Origin of the sequence: Pantoea sp. B9002 (genome assembly GCF_013385945.1) — a bacterium.
Taxonomy (GTDB): Bacteria; Pseudomonadota; Gammaproteobacteria; order Enterobacterales; family Enterobacteriaceae; genus Pantoea.
Window position 1 is genome coordinate 122,985 of sequence record NZ_JACAPA010000008.1, and the last position, 24,361, is coordinate 147,345.

Sequence of the window (24,361 nt, forward strand, 5' to 3'; positions counted from 1 at the left end):
TAAAATGAAAAGCTTATACCAGAAGTTATTTGATGCACATGTCGTTAACGAAACCCCGAACGAAACGCCGTTACTCTATATCGATCGCCATCTGATCCATGAAGTGACATCGCCGCAGGCCTTTGATGGTCTGCGTGCGCACGGCCGCAAAGTGCGTCAGCCGTCGAAAACCTTCGCTACCATGGATCACAACGTTTCGACGCAGACCAAAGATATCAATGCGTCTGGCGAGATGGCGCGTATTCAGATGCAAGAGCTGATGAAGAACTGTGCTGAGTTCGGCATTCAGCTGTATGACCTGAATCACCCGTTCCAGGGCATCGTGCACGTCATTGGGCCAGAGCAAGGCATGACGTTGCCGGGCATGACCATCGTCTGCGGCGATTCCCACACCGCCACGCACGGCGCGTTCGGCTCACTGGCATTCGGTATCGGGACTTCCGAAGTTGAGCACGTGTTTGCCACCCAAACCCTGAAACAGGGCCGCGCGAAGACCATGAAGATTGAAGTGCTGGGCGAAGCTGCGCCGGGCATTACCGCCAAAGATATCGTGTTGGCCATCATCGGTAAAACCGGCAGCGCTGGCGGTACCGGTCACGTTGTCGAATTCTGTGGCCCAGCGATCGAAGCGCTGAGCATGGAAGGCCGTATGACGCTGTGTAACATGGCGATTGAAATGGGTGCCAAAGCGGGCCTGGTCGCGCCGGACGACACCACTTTCAACTATCTGAAAGACAAGCAGTTCGCGCCGAAGGGCGAGCAGTGGGAACAAGCGGTTGCTTACTGGCGCACGCTGAAGTCTGACAGCGATGCCAAATTCGACAGCATCGTCACGCTGCACGCGGAAGATATCGCTCCGCAAGTGACCTGGGGCACCAATCCAGGCCAGGTGATGGCGGTAGATCAAGCCATCCCGAATCCACAATCCTTTGCCGATCCGGTTGAGCGCGCTTCTGCAGAGAAAGCGCTGGCTTACATGGATCTGCAGCCAGGCATCAAACTGACTGACGTGGCGATCGATAAAGTGTTTATCGGCTCCTGCACCAACTCACGTATTGAAGATTTGCGCGCCGCTGCGGCGATTGCCAAAGGCCGTAAAGTGGCGCCGGGCGTGGTCGCGATGGTGGTGCCAGGTTCGGGTCCGGTGAAAGCACAAGCCGAAGCCGAAGGTCTGGACAAAATTTTCCTCGAAGCCGGTTTTGAATGGCGTTTACCGGGTTGCTCCATGTGTCTGGCCATGAACAATGACCGCCTCAATCCAGGCGAACGTTGCGCATCGACCAGCAACCGTAACTTTGAAGGTCGTCAGGGCCGCGGTGGACGTACTCACCTGGTGAGCCCGGCGATGGCCGCTGCGGCTGCCGTAACCGGTCGTTTTGCCGACATTCGTGAATTGACTCAGGGAGCTTAAGCCATGGCGAACAAATTTACTCAACACACCGGAATTGTGGCGCCACTGGATGCGGCCAACGTCGATACTGATGCCATCATTCCGAAGCAGTTCCTGCAGAAAGTGACGCGCACCGGTTTTGGCGCGCATCTGTTCCACGACTGGCGTTTTGAAGATGATGCCGGCACCGTACCAACCGCCAGCTTTGTGCTGAACAAACCCGAATTCAAAGGCACCAGCATTTTGCTGGCGCGTGAGAACTTTGGCTGCGGTTCATCGCGTGAGCACGCGCCGTGGGCGCTGACCGACTTCGGCTTCCATGTGGTGATCGCGCCAAGCTTCGCCGACATTTTCTATGGCAACAGCTTCAACAACCAGCTGCTGCCGGTGAAGCTGAGCGATGAAGAAGTGGATGAGATGTTCAAACTGGTTGCTGCGCAGCCGGGTGTCACCTTCACCGTGGATCTGGAAGCGCAAACCGTCACTGCAGGCGATAAAACCTATAGCTTCGAAATCGACAGCTTCCGCCGTCACTGCATGATCAACGGCCTCGACAGCATTGGCCTGACGCTGCAACACGAAGCGTCCATCTCCAGCTACGAGACCCATCAGCCAGCGTTCTTACGCTAAGGCAACAAGGGCGACAGGATGTCGCCCTTCTCTTTTCTATCTATCAACAACATCCCGCACGCGCGACGCCAATCCCAACGCCAGCACCGCCAGCCCCAACGCCAGCCAGTAAACCGACTCATGACCAAAGCGCTCGCTCATGGTGCCCTGAATGATGCCAGCGATAATCATGCCGGTGGAAATTGAGGTGGTGAACAGCGTCGTCGCCGCACCCGCGCGGCCCGGCATTAAATCCTGGAACCACAACATGCCAATTCCGGCGATGATGCCAACAAACGCGGCATTAAAAAGTTGCAGCACCATCAACGCCGTACGTGACTGGAACATCACCAATCCGAGATAAAACACAATCGCCGCCACCAGCGCCAGCAGCATCAGTTTGCGTTTGCCGGTGCGCCGCGCGTAATGGCCGGCCAGCAGCATGATCGGAATCTCCAGCCCGGCGGCGGTGCCCATCAGCAATCCCGCCAGCTTCTCCGGCAGGCCCAGCGTGGTGCTGATATACAGCGGCATATCAATGATATACATGGTGTTGCACGCCCACATGGTGACGGAGGCGATAAACAGCAACCGCACCTGACTGTCTTTCCACGGGCTAAGCTGCGTCAGCACCTCTTCAGGCGAGGCCACCACGCGCGGCACCGAGGGCAAGGTGCGCCAGATCAGCAGCATGCTCAGCAGGAAAATCCCCGCCGCCACGCAGAACAGCGTCTCAAAGCCGTAGTTAAGCGCCAGCGCAAACGACAGCGGCGGCCCGATCACCCACGCCAGCGACAGCTGCGCACGCATCACCGAGCTGAACATCACCACTTCACGCGCCGACTGATCGGCATATTCCCGCGCGAGGGCGAACACCTGCGGAATCGACACGCTGGCCAGCGCCGACAAAAACACGCCCAGCGTCACCAGCGTTAAATAGTGGCGATTGAAGGCAAACAGCAGCGCATTCAGCGTCGCCATCAGGCAGCAAAACAGAATCAGGTTGCGGCGATCGCCCTGATTATCGGAGCGTTTCGCCATCAGCAGGCTAATCACAATCCCCGCGATCGCATTGATGGTAAAGAACAAGCCGACCCAGAATGGACTTACCTGCACTTCGCGCGTCAGAAACAGGCTCAGCGTCGGCGCCTGCAGCGCACCGGCCACGCCGGTCATAAACGACACCGCCATAAACGAGAGGTAGACCGGATTGATGCGACGTTGACGCGTTAACAGCGATTTCATGCAGAAATCCCTTTGCGAATAAAAAATAGGTAGAGAAATGAGGGTAGAAGATTCTACAGCAAAACGAAAAAAGCCAGCAGATAAAGCACTGCTGGCGGTGAAAATGCACCCTACTCAGAAAGAGGTTCCACGTCGGCGGAACCGCTGGCAGAGCGCCATTCATTGCTGAATGCCTCCCGCTCTTCCATTGCCGGGCAGTATGCCTCTAATATGAGGCAGGAAAAACTGAGCGATTCTGACAAGGAGTTCCCCTTTTATGTCCTCTTCACGTCTGCAGCAGCAATTCATCCGCTTATGGCAAAGCTGTCAGGGGCAGGATCAGGAAACCACGCTCAGCGAGCTGGCCGATCTGCTGCACTGCTCGCGTCGCCATATGCGTAACCTGCTCAACGCCATGCAGAGCGAAGGCTGGCTGATTTGGCAGGCAGAAGCGGGACGCGGTAAGCGCTCGATGCTGAGTTTCTGCTATACCGGGCTGGCGCTCCAGCAGCAGCGCGCCGAGGATCTGCTGGAACAAGATCGCATCGAACAGTTGGTGCAGCTGGTTGGCGATAAAAATCAGGTGCGCCAGATGATCGCGGCGCATTTAGGCCGCAGCTTCCGCCAGGGTAAACACATCCTGCGCGTGCTCTATTATCGCCCGCTGCCCAATCTGCTGCCCGGTTCGCCGCTGCGCCGCTCGGAAACCCATCTGGCGCGACAAATTTTCAACGGCCTGATGCGCATAAATGAGGAAAAGGGGGAAATCGAACCCGATATCGCCCATCACTGGCAGCAAACCTCGCCGCTGCAGTGGCGTTTCTTCCTGCGCCCGGCGATTCGTTTTCATCATGGTCGTGAACTGGAAATGGCGGATGTGATTGCTTCGCTGGAGCGCGTGCGCAGCCAGCCGCTGTTTTCCCACATCAGTAAACTGGATTCGCCCGCGCCCTGGACGCTGGATATTCATCTGAGCCAGCCGGACGATTGGTTGCCGTGGCTGCTGGCCAGCGTCAGCGCGATGATCCTGCCGCGTGAATGGCCAACGCTGCGCCAGTTTGCCCGCCAGCCGCTTGGTACCGGCCCGTATAGCGTGGTGCGCAATCAGCAAACGCAGCTGAAAATCGCCGCCTTCGATGATTACTTTGGCTATCGCGCGCTGATTGACGATGTGTCGATTTGGGTGCTGCCGGAGATCAGCGACGAGCTGGTGTATGCCGGAGTCAAGTTGCAGGGCGAAACCGCCGATGAAAAATCGGAAGAGAGTCGTCTGGAAGAAGGCTGCTACTTCCTGCTTTACGATCAGCGCTCTGCATTGGGCCGCGATGCGCATTTTCGCCGCTGGGTAAGCTATCTGTTTAATCCCATCGCCTTACTGAATCATGCTGGCGTCGGCTATCAGCGTTACTGGTTCCCGGCTTATGGCTTGCTGCCGCGCTGGCACCATCGCCGCGATCTCACCTCCGCCGACAAACCGGCAGGCTTAACCCAGCTGACGCTGAGCTGGTACAGCCATCACGTTGAGCATGAAGGTATCGCCAACGCGCTGCGACCGCTGCTGGCGCAGCAAGGTGTTGAGCTAATTACTCGCGTCGTGAGCTACGAAGAGTGGTTCGAGGGCGAAGGTGAAAGTGATATCTGGCTCGGCAGCGTCAACTTTACCCTGCCGCTGGAGTACGCGCTGTTCGCGCAACTGTTCGAGTTGCCGTTGATGCATCACTGCATCCCGATTGACTGGCAAGCCGATGCCGCGCGCTGGCGGCAGAAAGCGTTACCGCTGGCGGAATGGAGTAAACAGCTGATCGACCGCGACTATCTGCATCCGCTGTTCCATCACTGGCTGCTGCTGGAAGGACAACGCAGTATGCGCGGCGTGCGACTGAATACGCTCGGCTGGTTTGATTTCAAATCAGCCTGGTTTGCACCACCGGAGCTGTGATCCTTTCGCGCTGTCATATAAATGTCTAGAATGAGCCGTTCTCAACGGGGTGCCTTGATATCAGGGCTGAGAGAAACCCGTCGAACCTGATCCGGCTAATACCGGCGTAGGGATTTGAGATGCCTCACTCCTCAGATCCTTTGCGACTCAACATCTCTTCTCCTCAAGGAGCGCAAAGTGTTAAACAAAGTTCTGCCTGTGTTGCTGCTGGTTGCGGCCCCGGCTTTCGCTGCCAAACCGGTTCTGACCGTTTACACCTACGATTCGTTCTCTGCCGATTGGGGCCCAGGCCCGGCGGTCAAAAAAGCCTTTGAAGCGCAGTGCGACTGCGAACTGAAGTATGTGGCGCTGGAAGATGGCGTATCGCTGCTCAATCGCGTGCGCATGGAAGGCAAAAACAGCAAAGCCGATGTGGTGCTCGGGCTGGATAACAATCTGGTGCAGGCGGCGGAGAAAACCGGCCTGTTTGCCAAAAGCAGCGTCGATACCAGCGGCTTAAAACTGCCGGATGGCTGGAACAATCAAACCTTTATCCCGTTCGATTATGGCTACTTCGCCTTCGTCTACGATAAAAACAAGCTGAAGAACCCGCCGAAAAGCCTGAAAGAGCTGGTTGAAAGCCCGGAAAAATGGCGCGTGATTTATGAAGATCCGCGCACCAGCACGCCGGGCCTTGGCCTGCTGCTGTGGATGCAAAAAGTCTATGGCGATAACGCGCCTGACGCGTGGCAGAAGCTGGCGCAAAAAACCGTTACCGTCACCAAAGGCTGGAGCGAAGCTTACGGCTTGTTCCTGAAGGGCGAAGGCGATCTGGTGTTGAGCTACACCACATCTCCGGCTTATCACATTATCGAAGAGAAGAAAGAGAACTATGCCGCGGCCGAATTCAGCGAAGGCCACTATTTACAGGTGGAAGTCGCCGCGCAACTCGCCAGCAGCAAGCAGCCCAAGCTGGCGCAGCAGTTCATGCAGTTTATGGTTTCTCCGGCCTTCCAGCAGACCATTCCCACCGGCAACTGGATGTATCCGGTGATCAAAAGCGATCTGCCAGCCGGTTATCAAACGCTGCAGGTGCCCGCGAAGGCGTTGCAATTCACGCCAGCCGAAGTTGCCGACCATCGCGCCGCGTGGATCAGCGCATGGCAAAGCGCCGTTAGCCGTTAATGCCCGGCTGGTTGATTCCCGGTAGCGCCATCGCGCTGTTGCTGTGCGCGGTGGCGCTGCTGGCGTTTGGCGCATTGGTGATGGTCGCTCCGGCCACCGACTGGCGCGCGCTACTCGACGACAGCTATCTGCATCATGTGCTGCTGTTCTCGTTTGAGCAGGCGCTGCTGTCGGCGCTGCTGTCGGTGTTGCCCGCGATCCTGCTGGCGCGCGCGCTCTATCGCCGCCGTTTTCCGGGACGCAATCTGCTGCTGCGCCTGTGCGCCATGACGCTGGTGCTGCCGGTGCTGGTGGCGGTGTTTGGCTTGCTCAGCGTGTACGGTCGCAGCGGCTGGCTGGCGCAACTGTGCGCAGCCATTGGCTTTGACTACCACTTTTCGCCGTATGGCCTGCAGGGCATTCTGCTGGCGCACGTCTTCTTTAACCTGCCGCTGGCGACGCGCCTGCTGTTACAGGCGCTGGAGAGCATTCCCGGCGAGCAGCGGCAAGTTGCCGCCCAGCTCGGCCTGCGCGGCTGGAATCTGTTTCGTTTGCTGGAGTGGCCGTGGCTGCGCCGTCAGATTCTGCCGACGGCGGCGCTGATCTTTATGCTCTGTTTCGCCAGCTTCGCCACAGTGCTGGCGCTGGGCGGTGGGCCGCAGGCGACCACGCTGGAACTGGCGATCTACCAGGCGCTGAATTTCGATTACGATCCCGGCCGCGCGGCGCTGCTGGCGCTGTTACAGCTCGGCTGCTGTTTGCTGCTGGTGCTGCTGAGCCAGCGCTTTAGCAAAGCCATTCCCACCGGCAGCCAGAGCATTCGCGGCTGGCGCGATCCGCAGGATTCATGGCAGGCGCGCATCAGCGATACGTTGCTGATTGGCCTGGCGCTGCTGCTGCTGTTACCGCCATTGGCGGCGGTTATCGTCGATGGTTTGCGCGGCGGCGTCGCCGGTGCGCTACAACAAGCGGCGCTGTGGCAAGCCACCTTTACCTCGCTGCGTATCGCCGTGGGAGCCGGCGTGCTCTGCGTGGTGCTGACCATGATGCTGTTGTGGAGCAGCCGCGAACTGCGGCAGCGCCACAACATAGTCGCCGCGCAGGCGATGGAGATGAGCGGCATGCTGATTCTGGCGATGCCGGGCATTGTGCTGGCGAGCGGTTTCTTTCTGCTGTTCAACGCCAGCGTCGGTCTGCCGCAGCGCGCCGATGGTTTGGTGATCTTTACTAACGCCCTGATCGCCATTCCTTATGCGATGAAAGTGTTGGAGAATCCGATGCGCGATATCAGCGCTCGTTACAGCCAGCTTTGCACTTCACTCGGCATCTCCGGTTTCAACCGCTTGCGGCTGATTGAGCTGCGCGCGCTGAAACGCCCGATTGCTCAGGCGCTGGCGTTTGCCTGCGTGCTGTCGATTGGCGATTTCGGCGTGGTCGCGCTGTTTGGCAGCGCCGATTTTCGCACGCTGCCCTTCTATCTGTTCCAGCAGATTGGCGCCTATCGCGGTGCGGACGGTGCCGTCACCGCACTGCTGCTGCTGCTGCTCTGCTTGCTACTCTTTACTCTGATGGAAAAATTACCGGGTCGCCATGCTGACACTGAATAACCTCACTTACCTTTATCAGCATCTGCCGATGCGCTTCAGTTTTGCAGCGCAGGCGGGTGAACGTCTGGCGATCCTCGGTCCGAGCGGCGCGGGGAAAAGTACCTTGCTGAGTCTGATTGGCGGCTTTTTGCCGATCAATCAAGGCGAGTTGGTGATGAATGGCGTTGATCATACCCACAGCGTGCCGTCGGCGCGGCCGGTTTCCATGCTGTTTCAGGAGAACAATCTTTTTCCGCATCTCACAGTGCAGCAAAACATGGCGTTGGGTTTACATCCGGGCCTGAAGCTGACGCGCGAACAGCAGCAGCAAGTGGTGGATATCGCCGAGCAAACCGGCCTGCAGGCGATGCTAACGCGTTTGCCTGGTCAGCTTTCCGGTGGCCAGCGTCAGCGCGTGGCACTGGCGCGTTGCCTGCTGCGCAATCAGCCGATTTTGCTGCTGGATGAACCCTTCTCAGCGCTGGATCCGGCACTGCGCAACGAGATGCTGCAACTGGTACGTTCGGTATGCGAAAGCCGCAACATCACCTTATTGATGGTGTCGCACAGCCTGGAAGATGCTCAGCAGATTGCGCCGCGCAGTTTGGTGATCGTCGACGGGCGCATCTATTGGGATGGCAGTACAGAGAGTTTGGTGCGCGGTGAAAGTGCTGCGGCCGCCATCCTTGGCGTGACAGCGCGTTAAGCGAAGAAGACTTTCCACAGCAGATGGCGGAAGATCGGCATCATCGGATGGAACTGGATCGCGATAAACGCGCCCAGGCCAATCGCCGCCATCAGCGGTGCCAGCCAGCGCAGACGCGCAGTCGGCAGATATTTCGATGCCCAATCGACGGTTTTCCCGCTGCGCCACCAGCGCCACAGCAACCAGCCACCGATCCACACCAGCAGCGCCACCAGCAACAGCAGCCATTTAAAGCTGCCGCCTTGCGCTGCCTGCGGCACGTCAATCGCCACGCCCGCCAAAATGCCCGGCATCAAATAGGCCGGCGGCCACAGAACGCAGCCGATGATATTCGGTGGCAGGAACTTACGCACCGGCAGCTCCAGCATACCCGCCGCCAGCGGAATCAGCGGACGCGTTGGGCCAACAAAGCGCCCCACCAGAATGGTGAACATGCTGTGTTGATGCAGCGCATGCTCGGTTTTATCCAGCAAGCCTTGATACTTTTTCAGATATTTCCAGCGATGCAGCGGTCCCTGAAACTTCCAGCCGATGCCGTAAGAGACCCAATCGCCGATTAAACAGCCAACGAATCCGGCCGCCCACGCAGGGTAAAGACCGATTTGTCCGCTTCCGACCAGCGCCCCAAGGCTGGCCATTAATACCGTGCCCGGCAACAGCAATCCCACGAATGCCAGCGACTCAAGGAAGGTCACCAGCGCAACGGCGATCAGCGCGTACTCCAGCGATTGCGAAAACAGGTGTTGAATCCAGGCTTCCATAAATATCCTCTGCGGAATATAGAGGCTGGATTGTCCAGAGCATGCAGGTAGCCGTCAAGGCAAGAATTGTAGAACGATGTTGACAAAGTGGTGACAATTTCGCCTGCAGGACACTGTATAAACATCCATGTTATACTTCGATTAATTCATTCTCCGGAGTTAACGTGACCGATCCGCGCGCAGGTTTTCTGCTTACCCGACATTGGCGAGATACGCCGACCGGCAGCGAAGTGGTGCTGTGGCTGGCTACCGACAGCGGCCCGCAGCGGCTGGTGCTGCCTGCCCAGGAATCCGTGGCGTTTGTGCCCGAAGAGTTTCGCGCGCCAACCGAAGCGCTCATCCGCGATGAACGCCACACGCGCCTGCAAACGCTGGAGCTGAAGGATTTTCGCCGCCGCCCGGTGTTTGGCCTCTATTGCCGCAGCAATCGCCAGCTGCAAAACCTGGAAAAGCGCCTGCGTGAAAACGGCATTCCGGTCTATGAAGCGGATATTCGTCCACCCGAACGCTATTTGATGGAGCGCTTTATTACCGCACCGGTGTGGTTTAGCGGTGAAACGCGTGGTGACAGCGTAGTTAACGCGCGCCTGAAGCCGCATCCTGATTACCGTCCGCAGCTGAAATGGGTATCGCTGGATATCGAAACCACCCAGCACGGCGAGCTCTACTGCATCGGTCTGGAAGGCTGTGGCCAGCGCCAGGTGTACATGCTCGGTCCGCCCAACGGCGATGCCAGCACGCTCGATTTTGAGCTGATCTATGTAGACAGCCGCCCGCAGTTGCTCGAGCAGCTCAACGCGTGGTTTGAGCGGCATGAACCGGATGTGATTATCGGCTGGAACGTGGTGCAGTTCGATCTGCGCGTACTGCAGAAACACGCCGACCGCTACGGCATTCCGCTGCGTTTGGGGCGTCAGAAGCAGGCGCTGGAGTGGCGCGAGCACGGCTTCAAACCTGGCGTGTTCTTCGCGCAGGCGACGGGCCGCTTGATTATCGATGGCATCGACGCGCTCAAATCCGCCTTCTGGGATTTCCCCTCTTTCAGCCTTGAAGCGGTCTCGCGCCAGCTGCTGGGCGAAGGCAAAGCCATCGACAATCCGTGGGATCGCATGGAGGAGATCAACTGGCGCTTTGCCAACGATAAGCCAGCGCTGGCGAAATATAATCTCAAGGATTGCGAGCTGGTGACGCGCATTTTCCAGCACACCGCCATCATGCCGTTCCTGCTGGAACGCGCCACGGTGAATGGTTTAGCGGTGGATCGTCACGGCGGTTCAGTGGCGGCCTTTGGTCATCTCTATATCCCGCGCATGCACCGCGCCGGTTTCGTGGCGCCTAATCTCGGCGAAGTTGCGCCGGAAGCCAGTCCCGGCGGCTACGTGATGGATTCGCGGCCCGGCCTGTACGATTCGGTGCTGGTGCTGGATTACAAAAGCCTCTATCCCTCAATTATTCGCACTTTCCTTATCGATCCGGTTGGGCTGGTAGAAGGCCTGGCGCATCCGGGTGACGCCGATTCCGTGCCCGGCTTCCGCAACGCGCGCTTTTCCCGCGAAACCCACTGTTTACCGGCGATTGTCGAGCAGATTTGGCAAGGGCGTGAAGCCGCCAAGCGCGACAACAACAAACCGCTGTCGCAGGCGCTGAAAATCATCATGAATGCTTTTTATGGCGTGCTGGGTACCAGCGCCTGTCGCTTCTTCGATCCGCGCCTCGCGTCATCCATCACCCTGCGCGGCCACGCCATCATGCAGCAAACGCGCGAACTGATTGAAGCGGAAGGTTTTGATGTGATTTACGGCGATACCGATTCCACCTTCGTGTGGCTGAAAGGCGCGCGCAGTGAAGCGGAGGCGACGGCGATTGGTCGTCATCTCGCCGAACAGGTTAATGGCTGGTGGCAGCAGCATCTGCAATCGACTTATGGGCTGGAGAGCGCGCTGGAGCTAGAGTATGAAACCCATTTCAGCCGTTTCCTGATGCCCACCATTCGCGGTGCCGAACAGGGCAGCAAAAAGCGCTATGCCGGCATGATTCGCAGCGACGGTGGCGAGCGGCTGGTGTTTAAAGGCCTCGAATCGGTACGCACCGACTGGACGCCGCTGGCGCAGCAGTTCCAGCAAAATCTGTATGGCCGCATTTTCCGTGGCGAGCCGTGGCAGGATTACATTCGCGAAACGGTGGCGCAGCTGCTGGCCGGTGAACTCGACGATAAGTTGGTGTATAAAAAACGCCTGCGTCGCGCGCTAAAAGATTACGAGCGCAATGTGCCGCCACACGTGCGCGCTGCGCGTCTCGCCGATGAGCACAACCGCAAGCTGCAGCGCCCGTTACAGTATCAAAACGGTGGCTCGATTCGCTATGTGATGGCAACGGCCGGGCCGGAACCGCTTGAGGCGCGGAATACGCCCCTCGACTACGATCATTACGTCACCAAACAGCTGCAACCGGTGGCTGACGGCATTTTACCGTTCGTCGGTGACGACTTTGCTACACTCATTACTGGGCAGCTGGGGCTTTTTTGACAGGTGACGAATGCCTTGCCATCCAGTACCATAGCGCCCTTCCTGATTCTCACCGCACTCACAATCTGACCAAACACCCGTTTGGCGGTTGGGTATTGCCTGAGTACAGGTGAACTTCTTTATGGCATGTCAGAGAGTCGAGCAAAAAATATATGGTTTTTACACTGGGTCAGCGCTGGATTAGTGATACGGAAAGTGAACTGGGATTGGGCACGGTGGTCGCGCTCGATACGCGCATGATCACCATGCTTTTTCCGGCAACCGGCGAAAACCGCCTGTATGCCCGAAATGATTCTCCGGTTACTCGTGTGATTTTCAATCCGGGTGACACCATCACCAGCTACGAAGGCTGGCAGATGACCGTCGATGAAGTCCGCAACGAAAACGATTTAATGACTTACATCGGCACGCGTCTCGACACCGAGGAAACCGGCGTCGTCATGCGCGAAGTGATGCTGGACAGCAAACTGGTGTTCAGCAAGCCGCAGGATCGCCTGTTCGCCGGTCAGCTCGACCGCATGGACCGCTTTGCGCTGCGTTTCCGCGCGCGCAAATACCACAGCGAGCAATACCGCCTGCCGATCAGCGGCCTGCGCGGTATGCGCACCAACCTGATTCCGCATCAGCTGCACATCGCCCACGATGTCGGCCGTCGCCACGCCCCACGCGTGCTGCTGGCGGATGAAGTGGGCTTGGGTAAAACCATTGAAGCCGGGATGATCATCCAGCAACAGCTGCTGGCCGGTCGTGCCGAGCGCGTGCTGATTGTGGTGCCGGAAACGCTGCAACATCAGTGGCTGGTGGAAATGCTGCGTCGCTTCAACCTGCGCTTTGCGCTGTTTGATGACGATCGCTACACCGAAGCGCAGCACGACAGCGACAACGCCTTTGAAACCGAGCAGCTGATTATCTGTTCGCTCGATTTTGTGCGCCGTAACAAGCAGCGTCTTGAGCTGCTGGCCGATGCCGAGTGGGATCTGCTGGTGGTCGATGAAGCGCACCATCTGGCATGGAGCGAAGACGCACCGAGCCGCGAATATCAGGTTATCGAGCAGCTGGCTGAGAAAACCGCTGGCGTACTGCTGCTGACTGCCACGCCAGAACAGCTGGGCTTAGAGAGCCACTTTGCGCGTCTGCGCCTGCTTGATCCGAATCGTTTCCACGATTTCGATCAGTTTGTCGAAGAGCAGCAGCATTATCGTCCGGTGGCCGATGCGGTGAGCTCGCTGCTTGCCGACCATGCCATCAGCAAAGATGAGATGAACCTGATTAACGATCTGATTGGTGAACAGGATATCGAGCCGTTGCTGCAAGTGGCGAACAGCGATCGCGATGGCAAAGAAGACGCGCGTAAAGAGCTGGTCTCGATGCTGATGGATCGCCACGGCACCAGCCGCGTGCTGTTCCGTAACACCCGTAACGGCGTGAAAGGCTTCCCGAAACGCGAGCTGCACCAGATTCGTCTGCCGCTGCCCGCGCAGTATCAAACCGCGATTAAAGTCTCCGGCATCATGGGCACGCGCAAAAGTGCAGAAGAGCGCGCGCGTGACATGCTGTATCCCGAGCAGATTTATCAGGAATTTGAAGGCGATAGCGGCACATGGTGGAACTTCGATCCACGCGTTGAGTGGCTGATGGGTTACCTCACCAGCAACCGCAAAGAGAAAGTGTTGGTGATCTGCGCCAAAGCGGCCACCGCGCTGCAGCTGGAGCAAGTGCTGCGTGAGCGCGAAGGCATCCGTGCCGCCGTGTTCCACGAAGGCTTGTCAATTATCGAACGCGACCGCGCAGCGGCCTTCTTCGCCTCCGAAGAGGATGGCGCGCAGGTGTTGCTGTGTTCTGAAATCGGTTCTGAAGGCCGTAACTTCCAGTTTGCCAGCCGTTTGGTGATGTTCGATCTGCCGTTCAACCCGGATCTGCTCGAGCAGCGTATCGGTCGTCTCGATCGTATCGGCCAGATGCATGACATCCAGATTCTGGTGCCGTGGCTGGAAAAAACCGCGCAGGCGGTGCTGCTGCGCTGGTATCACGAAGGGTTAGATGCGTTTGAACACACCTGCCCAACCGGCCGCGCCATTTATGACAACGAGTACAATCAGCTGATTGAATATCTTGCCGCGCCGGAAAATCCGCAGGGACTCGATGAGTTCATCAGCGCAAGCCGTAAGCAGCACGATGCGCTGAAATCACAGCTGGAACAGGGCCGCGATCGCTTGCTGGAACTGAACTCCAACGGCGGTGAAGCGGCTCAGGAGCTGGCAAATGCCATTGGCGAGCAGGATAACGATACCGATCTGGTTAACTTCGCGCTGAACCTGTTCGATATCGTCGGTATCAATCAGGAAGACCGCAGCGATAGCCTGATTGTGCTGACGCCATCCGATCACATGCTGGTGCCTGATTTCCCTGGCCTGCCGGAAGAGGGTTGCACCGTGACCTTTAACCGCAACCAGGCGCTGTCGCGCGAAGATACCCAGTTTATTACCTGGGAGCATCCGCTGATCCTCAACGGCCTCGACCTGATCCTTTCGGGCGATACCGGCAGCTGTGCGCTGTCGCTGCTGAAGAACAAGGCGCTGCCGGTCGGTACGCTGCTGGTCGAGATGATCTATGTGGTTGAAGCGCAAGCACCGAAAAGCCTGCAGCTCACCCGCTTCCTGCCGCCAACGCCGGTGCGTTTGCTGATGGATCGTGCCGGGAACAATCTGGCGGGCAAAGTGGAGTTCGAAAGCTTTAACCGTCAGTTGAATGCAGTGAATCGCCATACTGGCAGCAAGCTGGTCAATGCGGTGCAGCAAGACGTGCACGAGATTCTGACCCAGGCCGAAAAAGCGATCGTTCCGGAAGCGCAGGCGATTATCGCGGCAGCAAAAGTGGAAGCCGAAGAGAAACTCGGAGCAGAGCTGTCACGTCTTGAAGCGCTGCGCGCGGTTAACCCCAACATCCGTGATGATGAGGTTGAAGCGCTGGAAAGCAATCGCGAACAGGTATTGGAAAGCCTGGGCGATGCAGGCTGGCGTCTTGATGCGCTGCGCCTGATCGTCGTCACGCACCAATAATGTTCAGGATCGCGACATCATGCTGATGGAAGCTTACAACCCGCCGCTCGAACCCTGGCTGCATATTCTGTATCAGGACGAGCACATTATGGTGGTGAATAAACCGAGCGGGTTGCTGTCGGTGCCGGGCCGTCTCGAGGAGCACAAGGATAGCGTGATGACGCGCATCCAGCGTGATTTCCCGCAGGCGGAATCGGTGCATCGTCTTGATATGGCAACCAGCGGCGTGATCGTCGTGGCCCTGAATAAAGCGGCTGAGCGTGAGCTCAAGCGCCAGTTCCGTGAGCGTGAGCCTGCGAAATACTATGTGGCGCGCGTGTGGGGCCATCCGGCGGCAGAAGAGGGTTTGATCGATCTGCCGCTGATTTGCGACTGGCCGAATCGGCCTAAGCAGATGGTGTGTTTCGAGAACGGCAAAGCGGCGCAGACCGAGTATCAGGTGCTGGAGTATGAAGCCACGAACAGTGCGCGCGTCAAGCTTAAGCCAATTACCGGACGCTCACACCAGCTGCGTGTGCATCTGCTGGCGCTGGGGCATCCGATTCTTGGCGACCGCTTTTATGCACATGAAGAGGCGCTGGCGATGGCGCCGCGTTTGCAGTTGCATGCGGAGTCACTGACGATTACGCATCCGGCGTTTGGCAATAGCATGACGTTCAGGCAGCCGGCGGAATTTTAGTGTAGCAGCTTGCTGCCCCGCACCTCGCTCCTCCCCCATAAATGGGGGAGGAAGATGCTGCCACATGTCAGTGATGAAGCTGCATGTGGCAGCATCTCCTTCCCCCGCGAGCGGGGGAAGGCCGGGATGGGGGACAACAATAAAATTATTTGAACCCTTTCTCCTTACGAATCAAATCGTAAGCCGCCTGAATCTCCTGCGCTTTCTGCTTCGCCATCTCCATCATTTCCGGCGGTAATCCTTTCGCCACCAGCTTGTCAGGGTGATGCTCGCTCATCAGCTTACGGTAGGCGCGCTTGATGGTGGTGCCATCATCGCTGCTTTTCACGCCCAGCACGCTGCAGGCATCTTCCAGCGTTGGACCGCGTTGCGCCTGCTGATACGCGCCGCCGCGGGAAGAACCGCCGCCGCCAAACTGCTGACCGCCTTCCATCATCCGCAGGAACTGATCGAACTGTGCACGTGAAATACCGAGCTCTTCGGCAATCACATACAGCACCTGACGTTCGTTGGGATGCAGTGAACCATCAGCGAAGGCGGCCTGGATTTGGATTTCCAGAAACATCCGAATCAAATCAAATCGGCCAAAACAGGCGCTGCGCAGCTCGCGCAGTTTACTACGCAGCGGATAGTCGCTCTGTTTACCTTCACGGAATGCACGCTGCGCGGCAGTGCGCGCATCGCCATGCAATTGCATGCGATCCATAAATAAAGAAGCAATCTGGATATCCGCTTCGGTGACGCGCCCTTTTGACTTGGTCAAATGGCCCATCACCTGGAATGTGGTACTGAAAAACAGCGTCTGACGCGCCTGGTTATTGGCGAAATAGCCCTGTCCTTTTACGCTGCGCACTTTGTCAAACATGTGACCAATGATCAGACCCAGTACAATGCCCCAAAAGCCTGCCCCGGAAAATATCCCGAGCGCCAGACCAATTACTTTTCCCCAGTAGCGCATAAACTCCTCAATTCGCCATGCTTGCGGCTGAAAATTGCATTATCATACCTGTCATTTATCTCAGCGCCTAACGGCAACGCGGACAGACAAGGATTAACACTGGCGCAACGCCGGGCAGTAAGTTAGTCTCTGACCGGATTGTCGGCATGATGCCAGTTTTCATGGAATTATCGAAACCGCGTATGAAAAAACGTATACCTACCTTGCTGGCTACCATGATTGGTGCAGCGCTTTATAGCCAGTCATCACTCGCCGACGATCTGATGTCGCAGTGCATGCTGGGCGTGCCGAGTTACAACCGCCCGCTGGTAAATGGCGACACCAACTCGCTGCCGGTCACCATCCATTCTGATTCAGCCAAAGGCAACTATCCGGATGATGCGGTGTTCACCGGCAACGTCGACGTGCAGCAAGGCAATAGTCGCCTGCGTTCCGACGAAGTGCAACTGCATCAACGTCAGCAGGAAGGCCAAACCACGCCGGTTCGTACCGTGGATGCGCTGGGTAATGTGCACTATGACGACAATCAGGTCATCCTCAAAGGTCCGAAAGCCTGGTCAAATCTGAACACCAAAGACACCAACGTGTGGAACGGTAATTATCAGATGGTTGGCCGTCAGGGCCGCGGCGATGCCGATCAGATGAAACTGCGCGGTAACAATCGCTACACCATTCTGGAAAACGGCAGCTTCACCTCCTGTTTGCCGGGTTCCAACAGCTGGAGCGTGGTCGGTTCCGAAGTGATTCAGGATCGCGAAGAAGAAGTCGCGGAAATCTGGAACGCCCGCTTTAAGCTCGGCAATGTGCCGGTGTTTTACAGCCCTTATTTACAGCTACCGATTGGCGATCGCCGCCGCTCCGGTTTCCTGATCCCGAATGCGAAATACGGCAGTAATAACGGCTTCGAGTTTATGCTGCCGTATTACTGGAACATCGCGCCGCAGGCTGATGCCACCATTACACCGCATTACATGAGCAAGCGTGGGCTGCAACTGCAGAACGAATTCCGTTATTTGACGGTGTTTGGCGCAGGCTTGATGGAGCTGGATTATCTGCAGTCAGATAAGCAGTACGACAATGATAAAGCGGTACGTGGTATCGCGCAGAACGATAGCTCCGATCGCTGGCTGTTCTACTGGCGCCATTCGGGTGTATACGACAAGCACTGGCGCTTTAACGCTGACTACACCAAGGTAAGCGATCAGTATTACTTCAACGATCTTGAGTCGAAGTATTACAGCTCCACTGATGGCTACGCCACGCAGAAATTCAGCTTCGGCTACGCGGATACCAATTGGGACGCGACGCTGTCGACCAAAGACTTCCAGGTGTTTGGTAACACCAGTAACAGCAACGTCTATCGTGCGATGCCGCAACTCGATCTGAACTTCTATCAGAACGATATTGGGCCGTTTGATGGCCGCGTCTTTGCGCAGGCAGTTAAATTCACTAACGTCAGTAGCCGTATGCCTGAAGCGACGCGTTTGCATGTTGAACCCACGCTAAATCTGCCGCTATCAAACGGCTGGGCAAGCCTTGATACCGAAGCAAAATTCCTTGCGACGCATTACCAGCAAGACAATCTCGATAACTATAACAGTAACCCTAATAACTTTAATTCCAGCGGTCGTCTTGATGATTCCGTCAACCGTACCTTGCCGCAGTTCAAAGTTGATGGTCGCTTAGTATTTGATCGCGCGATGGATTGGCAGCCGGGTTACACACAAACGCTGGAACCGCGCGTTCAGTACCTTTACATCCCGTATCGTAACCAAAGCAATATCTATCCGTACGACTCGACGCTGTTGCAAACTGACTACACCGGCCTGTTCCGCGATCGCACTTATAGCGGCCTGGATCGCATCGCTTCGGCTAACGACGTAGCGACCGGCGTGACCACGCGTATTTATGATAACGATCTGGTTGAACGTTTTAACGTTTCTGTGGGTCAAATCTACTCGTTTACCCCGTCTCGTACCGGCGTAAACCAGACAAACAAAGAAGATGACACCGGCAGCCTGGTTTGGGCCGGCGACACTTACTGGAAAATCAGCGATCGCTGGGGCGCGCGTGGCGGTCTGCAATATGATACCCGCCTCGACAACGTCGCGCAGGGCAATGCGGTAGTTGAGTATCGTCAGGATGCCGATCGTATGGTGCAGCTGAGCTATCGCTACAGCAGCCCGGAATACGTGGCGCAGGCACTGAATAACTCAAGCCTGGTGACTAACCCGATCTACAAAAACGGGATTTCACAGGTGGGCGGCACTGCCAGCTGGCCAATTGCGGATGCTTGGTCACTGGTGGGCGGTTATTACTACGATACGCGCAACAGTCGCCCGGCTGAACAGCTGGTCGGCCTGCAGTACAGCTCGTGCTGCTATGCCATTCGTCTGGGTTACGAACGCAAGATCAACGGTTGGGAAAACAACGACAGTAAGTATGACAACCAAATCTCATTCAACATTGAGCTGCGTGGTCTGAGTTCCAACTATGGCTTAGGCACCAATCAAATGCTGCGTCAGGGCATCATCCCTTACCAGCGCGCTTTCTGATGTTGTGATGTTTGACAGGCTCTCCCGCAGTGCGGAAACAACAATGGATAAAGTATGAAGAACTGGAGAATGCTGATTCTTGGTGTAGCGATTACCGCTAACACTGCGTTCGCAGCCCCACAAGTGGTTGATAAAGTTGCCGCAGTCGTGAACAACGGCGTGGTACTGGAAAGTGACGTTGATAACATGATGCGCACCGTGAAATCACAGGCGCAGCAGGCAAACCAGCAACTCCCTGATGACAAAACCTTGCGTCATCAGATCCTTGAACGCCAGGTCATGGATGCCATCATTCTGCAAATGGGTGAAAGAGCGGGCGTGCAGATTAACGATCAGCAGCTGGATCAGGCGATTCAGAACATTGCCGCACAAAACCGCATGAGCCTCGATCAGCTGCGTAGCCGTCTGGCCTACGACGGTATGAACTACAACGACTACCGTGCGCAGATCCGCAAAGAGATGCTGATTTCAGAAGTGCGTAACAACGAAGTGCGTCGCCGCGTCACTATCCTGCCGCAGGAAGTGGATACGCTGGCCACGCAGGTGGGTTCGCAGAATACGCAAGGTACTGAGCTGAATATCAGCCAGATTCTGCTGCCGTTGTCAGAAAACCCGACGCAGCAGCAGGTTGACGACCAGGAAACGCTGGCGCGCCAACTGGTTGCTCAGCTGAAAGGCGGTGCCGACTTCGGCAAGCTGGCCGTGACTTACTCAGCCGATCCACAGGCGCTGAAAGGCGGCAACATGGGCTGGGGCAAAATCGAAGAGCTGCCAACGCTGTTCTCGCAGGCGCTGAGCACCGCGAAGAAAGGCGATATCGTCGGCCCAATCCGTTCGGGTGTCGGCTTCCACATCCTGAAGGTGAACGACCTGCGTGGCGAAAGCAAAAGCATCTCTGTGACTGAAGTGCATGCGCGTCACATTCTGCTGAAGCCGTCACCGATCCTGACCGACGCTCAGGCGCAGGCCAAAATCGAACAGATTGCAGCTGATATTAAAAGTGGTAAAACCACCTTCGCCGCAGCGGCCAAACAGTTCTCCGACGATCCAGGTTCGGCTAACCAGGGCGGCGATCTCGGTTGGGCATCTCCAGAGATTTACGATCCGGCATTCCGCGATGCATTGCTGAAGCTGCAGAAAGGCCAGGTCAGCCAGCCGGTTCACTCCTCATTTGGCTGGCACTTGATTCAGTTGCTGGATACGCGTCAGGTTGATAAGACTGATGCCGCGCAGAAAGAGCGCGCCTATCGCATGCTGTTCAACCGTAAATTCGCGGAAGAAGCGCAAACCTGGATGCAGGAACAGCGCGCCAGTGCTTACGTGAAAATTCTGCATAATAATGGTCAGTAATTATCGAGTGGTGATCACGCCCGGCGAACCCGCCGGGATTGGTCCCGACCTCACCCTGCAACTGGCGCAGCAAAACTGGCCGGTTGAATTGGTGGTCTGCTGCGACGGCGAGCTTTTGCGCCGTCGCGCTGCTTTATTGGGTTTGCCGCTGACGCTACGTGATTATCAACCTGCAGCGGCACAACCGCAGCAGGCCGGCACGCTCACGCTGCTGCAGGTCGATACCGCTCAGCCGGTGACCGCCGGAGAACTCTGCGTCGCAAACAGTCACTACGTGCTGGAAACCCTGACGCGCGCCTGTGATGGTTGTCTGAACGGCGAATTTGCCGCGCTGATTACCGGTCCGGTGCACAAAGGCGTGATCAACGATGCGGGCATTCCGTTTACCGGTCATACCGAGTTTTTTGCCGATCGCGCCGGTGGCGATTTAGTGGTGATGATGCTGGCAACGGAAGAGTTGCGCGTGGCATTAGCCACCACACATCTGCCGCTGAAAGATGTTTCTGCCGCGATTACCCGCGACACGCTGCATGAAGTGATCACCATTCTGCATCGCGATCTGCAGCAGAAGTTTGGTTTACCGAACCCTCATATTTTCGTTTGCGGCCTTAATCCGCATGCTGGCGAAAGCGGCCATATGGGCCGCGAAGAGATTGATACCATCATTCCGGCCCTCAACGAACTGCGCCAGCAAGGCATCCAACTTACCGGACCTCTGCCAGCCGATACGCTGTTCCAGCCGAAATACCTGCAACATGCCGATGCGGTTCTGGCGATGTATCACGACCAGGGCTTACCGGTGCTAAAATTTCAGGGGTTTGGCCGCGCGGTGAATATCACACTTGGCCTGCCCTTTATCCGGACTTCTGTCGATCACGGCACCGCGCTTGAATTAGCCGGTCTCGGTCAGGCAGAACCGGGCAGCTTTATCACGGCGCTTAATCTCGCCATCACTATGATCAAGAGCAGTAATGAATAATCGCGTCCATCAGGGGCATTACGCCCGTAAACGTTTCGGGCAGAACTTCCTGAACGATCAGTACATTATCGATAGCATTGTCTCCGCCATTCACCCGCAAAAAGGTGAAGCTATCGTGGAAATCGGCCCCGGCCTGGGTGCATTAACCGAGCCGGTAGGCGAACGTCTGGATGAGCTGACCGTGGTCGAGCTGGACCGCGACCTTGCCGCGCGTCTGCAAACGCACCCGTTCCTCGGCCCTAAGCTGACCATTTTCCAGCAGGATGCGATGACCTTTGATTTCTCTGCGCTGGCGCAAGAGAAAGGTCAGCCGCTGCGCGTGTTCGGCAACCTGCCGTACAACATCTCGACGCCGCTGATGTTCCACCTTTTCAGCTATACTGGTTCGATTAAAGATATGCACTTCATGCTGCAGAAAGAAGTGGTGAATCGTTTAGTCGCCGGTCCGGGCAGCAAAGCTTACGGCCGTTTGAGCGTGATGGCGCAGTACTATTGCCAGGTCATTCCTGTGCTCGAAGTGCCACCAGAATCGTTCACGCCGGCACCGAAAGTGGATTCGGCCGTGGTGCGTTTAGTGCCGTATATGCAGCCACAGTATCCGGTCAGCGATATTCGTCTGCTGAGCCGCATTACCACGGAAGCCTTTGGTAAACGCCGTAAAACGCTGCGTAACAGCCTGGCTCATATGTTTGCGGCTGGTGCGCTGGATCAATTAGAAATCGATGCCTCGCTGCGTGCAGAGAACGTCTCTGTGGCGCAATATTGCCAACTGGCAAACTGGTTGAGCAAGCATCAGGCTGAAACTCCGGAGAGTTGAGTGCATGAGTGAACTGGCCCGCGTCTGTATCCATGTGCATAGTCAGTATGTGGAGTCGCAATCCTTGCCCGACGAGGATCGCTACGTGTTTGCCTACACCATCACCATTCGCAATTTGGGGCGCAGCAACGTACAGCTGCGCAGCCGCTATTGGCTGATCACCAACGGCAACGGTCGCGAGACTGAAGTGCAAGGTGAAGGCGTGGTCGGCGAACAGCCACACATTGCGGCCGGCGGCGAGTATCAGTACACCAGCGGCGCGATTCTGGAGACGCCGATGGGCACCATGCAAGGTCACTATGTGATGGTCGATGATGCGGGCGAAGAGTTCCACGTCGAGATTCCGGTGTTCCGACTCGCGGTGCAAACCCACATTCACTAATCCTCCTCCGCCCGGCCCGTCCGGGCGGCGCGTTTTAATCGGACTGACAATGAGTACATACCTGATTGGCGATGTTCATGGCTGTTATGACGAGCTTCGTGCGCTGTTGGCGCAGGTTGATTTCGATCCGCAGCAGGACACCTTATGGCTTACCGGCGATTTGGTGGCGCGTGGCCCCGGCTCGCTCGATGTGCTGCGCTATGTGAAATCGCTGGGTGATTGCGTGCGCCTGGTGCTGGGTAATCACGACCTGCATTTGCTGGCGGTATATGCCGGTATCAGCCGCAATAAACCGAAAGATCGCCTGACGCCGCTGCTGGAAGCCGATGATGCCGATGAGTTGATCAACTGGTTACGTCGTCAGCCGCTGTTGCAGGTGGATGAAGAGAAGAAGCTGTTGATGGCGCATGCGGGCATCACGCCGCAGTGGGATCTGGAGACGGCGCAGCTGTGCGCGCGTGAAGTGGAAGCGGTGCTCTCCAGCGACAGCTATCCGCTGTTTCTGGACGCGATGTACGGCGACATGCCGAACAACTGGACGCCGGAGCTCAGCGGCCTGGCGCGACTGCGCTTTAGCACCAATGCGCTGACGCGCATGCGCTTCTGCTTCCCGAATGGCCAACTGGATATGATTTGCAAAGAGTCGCCTGAATCTGCCCCGCCGCCGCTTAAGCCGTGGTTTAAGGTGCCGGGCAAAATCGACAGCGACTATACGCAAATCTTTGGTCACTGGGCATCGCTGGAAGGTAAAGGCACACCGGAGCATGTGATTGGTCTGGATACCGGCTGCTGCTGGGGCGGAACATTGACGCTGCTGCATTGGGAAACCAAACAGTATTACGTGCAGGCATCCAATCGCGAACAGGCGATGGCCGAGAGCGCGGTGAGTGCGCATCCACCGTTAAGTGATACGCCGTAAATAAAAACCCCGCATAAGCGGGGTTTTTATTGGTCGCCATAAATGGCGACCCTACAGTTATTTGGCCGGACTTTCGTAGGGTGCGCATTTATGCGCACCTGCCTACATAAGCCATCAATGGCGAGCATATGCGTAACGGGTGATCACCGGCGATCAAGAATCTCAAAGCAGTAGCTGTGCGAGTTCTGCTCATCGGCATCATGGAATTCGCTGAAAGTTGACTGCCACTCGTCCGGCTCGTAATCCGGGAACTGCGTATCCCCTTCCACTTCCGCATCGATATGGGTCAAATAGAGACGATCCGCGCGAGCCAGCATCTGCTCGTAAACGCGTCCACCACCAATCACCATCATCTCTTCGACATCACCCGCCGCTTTTACCGCGTCTTCCAGCGATGTGACCCAAGTGACGCCTTCGTGGTTGCCCGGCTGGCTGCTGACCACAATGTTCAAGCGTCCAGGAAGCGGACGGCCAATCGATTCAAAGGTCAGACGACCCATAATCACCGGCTTATTCAAGGTATTACGTTTGAACCACGCCAAATCTGCTGGCAGGTTCCATGGCATGGCGTTTTCCATACCAATAATGCGATCCGCTGCCAGTGCCGCGATCAGACTAATCATGTTAAAAGACCTACTGGAAAAAATTGGCGCCATCATACGTAAAGGCGAAACTTTCGTCGATAGGCCGACCCCGCTATTTGCGTAAAGGTCCGATGCCACCGCACTTTTGTTATTGGACAGAGTTTTACACCGACTTTCCCGGCAATAGCGGGGCGAG

19 protein-coding genes and 1 riboswitch are annotated in these 24,361 nt (G+C 56.8%); of the genes, 15 read left to right on the top strand and 4 right to left on the bottom strand.

Annotation, left to right across the window (positions count from 1 at the left end):
• Window positions 1-4: 4 nt before the first annotated feature.
• Both leuC and leuD read left to right on the top strand, forming a co-directional pair.
• Complete coding sequence (gene leuC, locus HX773_RS05330; RefSeq protein ID WP_176970714.1) at window positions 5-1,411, top strand: 3-isopropylmalate dehydratase large subunit; 1,407 nt, start codon at window positions 5-7, stop codon at window positions 1,409-1,411.
• A gap of 3 nt (window positions 1,412-1,414) precedes the next feature.
• Window positions 1,415-2,020, top strand: a complete 606-nt coding sequence (gene leuD, locus HX773_RS05335) for a 3-isopropylmalate dehydratase small subunit (protein WP_176970715.1) — start codon at window positions 1,415-1,417, stop codon at window positions 2,018-2,020.
• A gap of 36 nt (window positions 2,021-2,056) precedes the next feature.
• On the opposite strand, the gene HX773_RS05340 is transcribed toward leuD, so the two are convergent.
• Entirely contained in the window at window positions 2,057-3,244 is a 1,188-nt protein-coding gene (locus tag HX773_RS05340; protein ID WP_176970716.1) for an MFS transporter, read from the bottom strand.
• 256 nt (window positions 3,245-3,500) lie between these two features.
• Between HX773_RS05340 and sgrR the strand changes: the two genes are divergently transcribed.
• From sgrR to thiQ, 4 genes are all read left to right on the top strand, one after another.
• Entirely contained in the window at window positions 3,501-5,162 is a 1,662-nt protein-coding gene (gene sgrR / locus HX773_RS05345; RefSeq protein WP_176970717.1) for an HTH-type transcriptional regulator SgrR, read from the top strand.
• A gap of 35 nt (window positions 5,163-5,197) precedes the next feature.
• Window positions 5,198-5,293: riboswitch (TPP riboswitch) on the top strand.
• A gap of 46 nt (window positions 5,294-5,339) precedes the next feature.
• Window positions 5,340-6,326, top strand: coding sequence for a thiamine ABC transporter substrate binding subunit (gene thiB / locus HX773_RS05350; protein ID WP_176970718.1), 987 nt, complete (start codon window positions 5,340-5,342; stop codon window positions 6,324-6,326).
• Entirely contained in the window at window positions 6,326-7,912 is a 1,587-nt protein-coding gene (thiP, locus tag HX773_RS05355) for a thiamine/thiamine pyrophosphate ABC transporter permease ThiP (RefSeq protein ID WP_176970719.1), read from the top strand. Before thiB ends, thiP begins: the two co-directional genes overlap by 1 nt.
• The gene (gene thiQ, locus HX773_RS05360; protein WP_176970720.1) at window positions 7,896-8,597 is read left to right on the top strand and encodes a thiamine ABC transporter ATP-binding protein ThiQ; all 702 of its coding nucleotides are present in this window, start codon (window positions 7,896-7,898) and stop codon (window positions 8,595-8,597) included. The genes thiP and thiQ overlap by 17 nt, the downstream gene beginning before the upstream one ends.
• Here thiQ and HX773_RS05365 read toward each other — a convergent pair.
• Entirely contained in the window at window positions 8,594-9,358 is a 765-nt protein-coding gene (locus HX773_RS05365) for a DedA family protein (RefSeq protein ID WP_176970721.1), read from the bottom strand. The genes thiQ and HX773_RS05365 overlap by 4 nt on opposite strands.
• 164 nt (window positions 9,359-9,522) lie before the next feature.
• On the opposite strand from HX773_RS05365, the gene polB reads away from it, so the two are divergent.
• The 3 genes from polB to rluA all read left to right on the top strand — a co-directional run bounded on the left by polB (window position 9,523) and on the right by rluA (window position 15,621).
• Complete coding sequence (gene polB / locus HX773_RS05370) at window positions 9,523-11,883, top strand: DNA polymerase II (protein ID WP_176970722.1); 2,361 nt, start codon at window positions 9,523-9,525, stop codon at window positions 11,881-11,883.
• A gap of 152 nt (window positions 11,884-12,035) precedes the next feature.
• The gene (gene rapA / locus HX773_RS05375) at window positions 12,036-14,942 is read left to right on the top strand and encodes an RNA polymerase-associated protein RapA (protein WP_176970723.1); all 2,907 of its coding nucleotides are present in this window, start codon (window positions 12,036-12,038) and stop codon (window positions 14,940-14,942) included.
• Between the two features lie 19 nt (window positions 14,943-14,961).
• Window positions 14,962-15,621 (top strand): bifunctional tRNA pseudouridine(32) synthase/23S rRNA pseudouridine(746) synthase RluA, encoded by a 660-nt coding sequence (gene rluA / locus HX773_RS05380; protein WP_176970724.1) that lies wholly within the window; start codon window positions 14,962-14,964, stop codon window positions 15,619-15,621.
• 145 nt (window positions 15,622-15,766) lie between these two features.
• Here the strand turns inward: rluA and djlA are convergent, their stop codons facing one another.
• Window positions 15,767-16,579 (bottom strand): co-chaperone DjlA, encoded by an 813-nt coding sequence (gene djlA / locus HX773_RS05385; RefSeq protein WP_061718138.1) that lies wholly within the window; start codon window positions 16,577-16,579, stop codon window positions 15,767-15,769.
• Between the two features lie 182 nt (window positions 16,580-16,761).
• On the opposite strand from djlA, the gene lptD reads away from it, so the two are divergent.
• The 6 genes from lptD to apaH are packed head-to-tail and all read left to right on the top strand — an operon-like array spanning window position 16,762 to window position 23,581.
• Window positions 16,762-19,134 carry an LPS assembly protein LptD gene (lptD, locus tag HX773_RS05390; protein WP_255433180.1) on the top strand — a complete coding sequence of 791 codons (2,373 nt, stop codon included), beginning with the start codon at window positions 16,762-16,764 and terminating at the stop codon, window positions 19,132-19,134.
• 54 nt (window positions 19,135-19,188) lie between these two features.
• Window positions 19,189-20,484 (top strand): peptidylprolyl isomerase SurA, encoded by a 1,296-nt coding sequence (gene surA, locus HX773_RS05395; RefSeq protein WP_176970726.1) that lies wholly within the window; start codon window positions 19,189-19,191, stop codon window positions 20,482-20,484.
• On the top strand, window positions 20,474-21,463 hold the full coding sequence (gene pdxA, locus HX773_RS05400; protein WP_176970727.1) for a 4-hydroxythreonine-4-phosphate dehydrogenase PdxA: 990 nt from the start codon (window positions 20,474-20,476) through the stop codon (window positions 21,461-21,463). The genes surA and pdxA overlap by 11 nt, the downstream gene beginning before the upstream one ends.
• Window positions 21,456-22,280: a 16S rRNA (adenine(1518)-N(6)/adenine(1519)-N(6))-dimethyltransferase RsmA gene (gene rsmA / locus HX773_RS05405; RefSeq protein ID WP_154193013.1), complete on the top strand. Its 825-nt coding sequence runs from the start codon at window positions 21,456-21,458 to the stop codon at window positions 22,278-22,280. Before pdxA ends, rsmA begins: the two co-directional genes overlap by 8 nt.
• A gap of 4 nt (window positions 22,281-22,284) precedes the next feature.
• Window positions 22,285-22,662 carry a Co2+/Mg2+ efflux protein ApaG gene (apaG, locus tag HX773_RS05410; RefSeq protein ID WP_061718143.1) on the top strand — a complete coding sequence of 126 codons (378 nt, stop codon included), beginning with the start codon at window positions 22,285-22,287 and terminating at the stop codon, window positions 22,660-22,662.
• 49 nt (window positions 22,663-22,711) lie between these two features.
• Window positions 22,712-23,581 carry a bis(5'-nucleosyl)-tetraphosphatase (symmetrical) ApaH gene (gene apaH, locus HX773_RS05415; RefSeq protein ID WP_176970728.1) on the top strand — a complete coding sequence of 290 codons (870 nt, stop codon included), beginning with the start codon at window positions 22,712-22,714 and terminating at the stop codon, window positions 23,579-23,581.
• 143 nt (window positions 23,582-23,724) lie between these two features.
• On the opposite strand, the gene folA is transcribed toward apaH, so the two are convergent.
• Window positions 23,725-24,204 carry a type 3 dihydrofolate reductase gene (gene folA / locus HX773_RS05420; RefSeq protein WP_176970729.1) on the bottom strand — a complete coding sequence of 160 codons (480 nt, stop codon included), beginning with the start codon at window positions 24,202-24,204 and terminating at the stop codon, window positions 23,725-23,727.
• Window positions 24,205-24,361 lie beyond the last annotated feature (157 nt).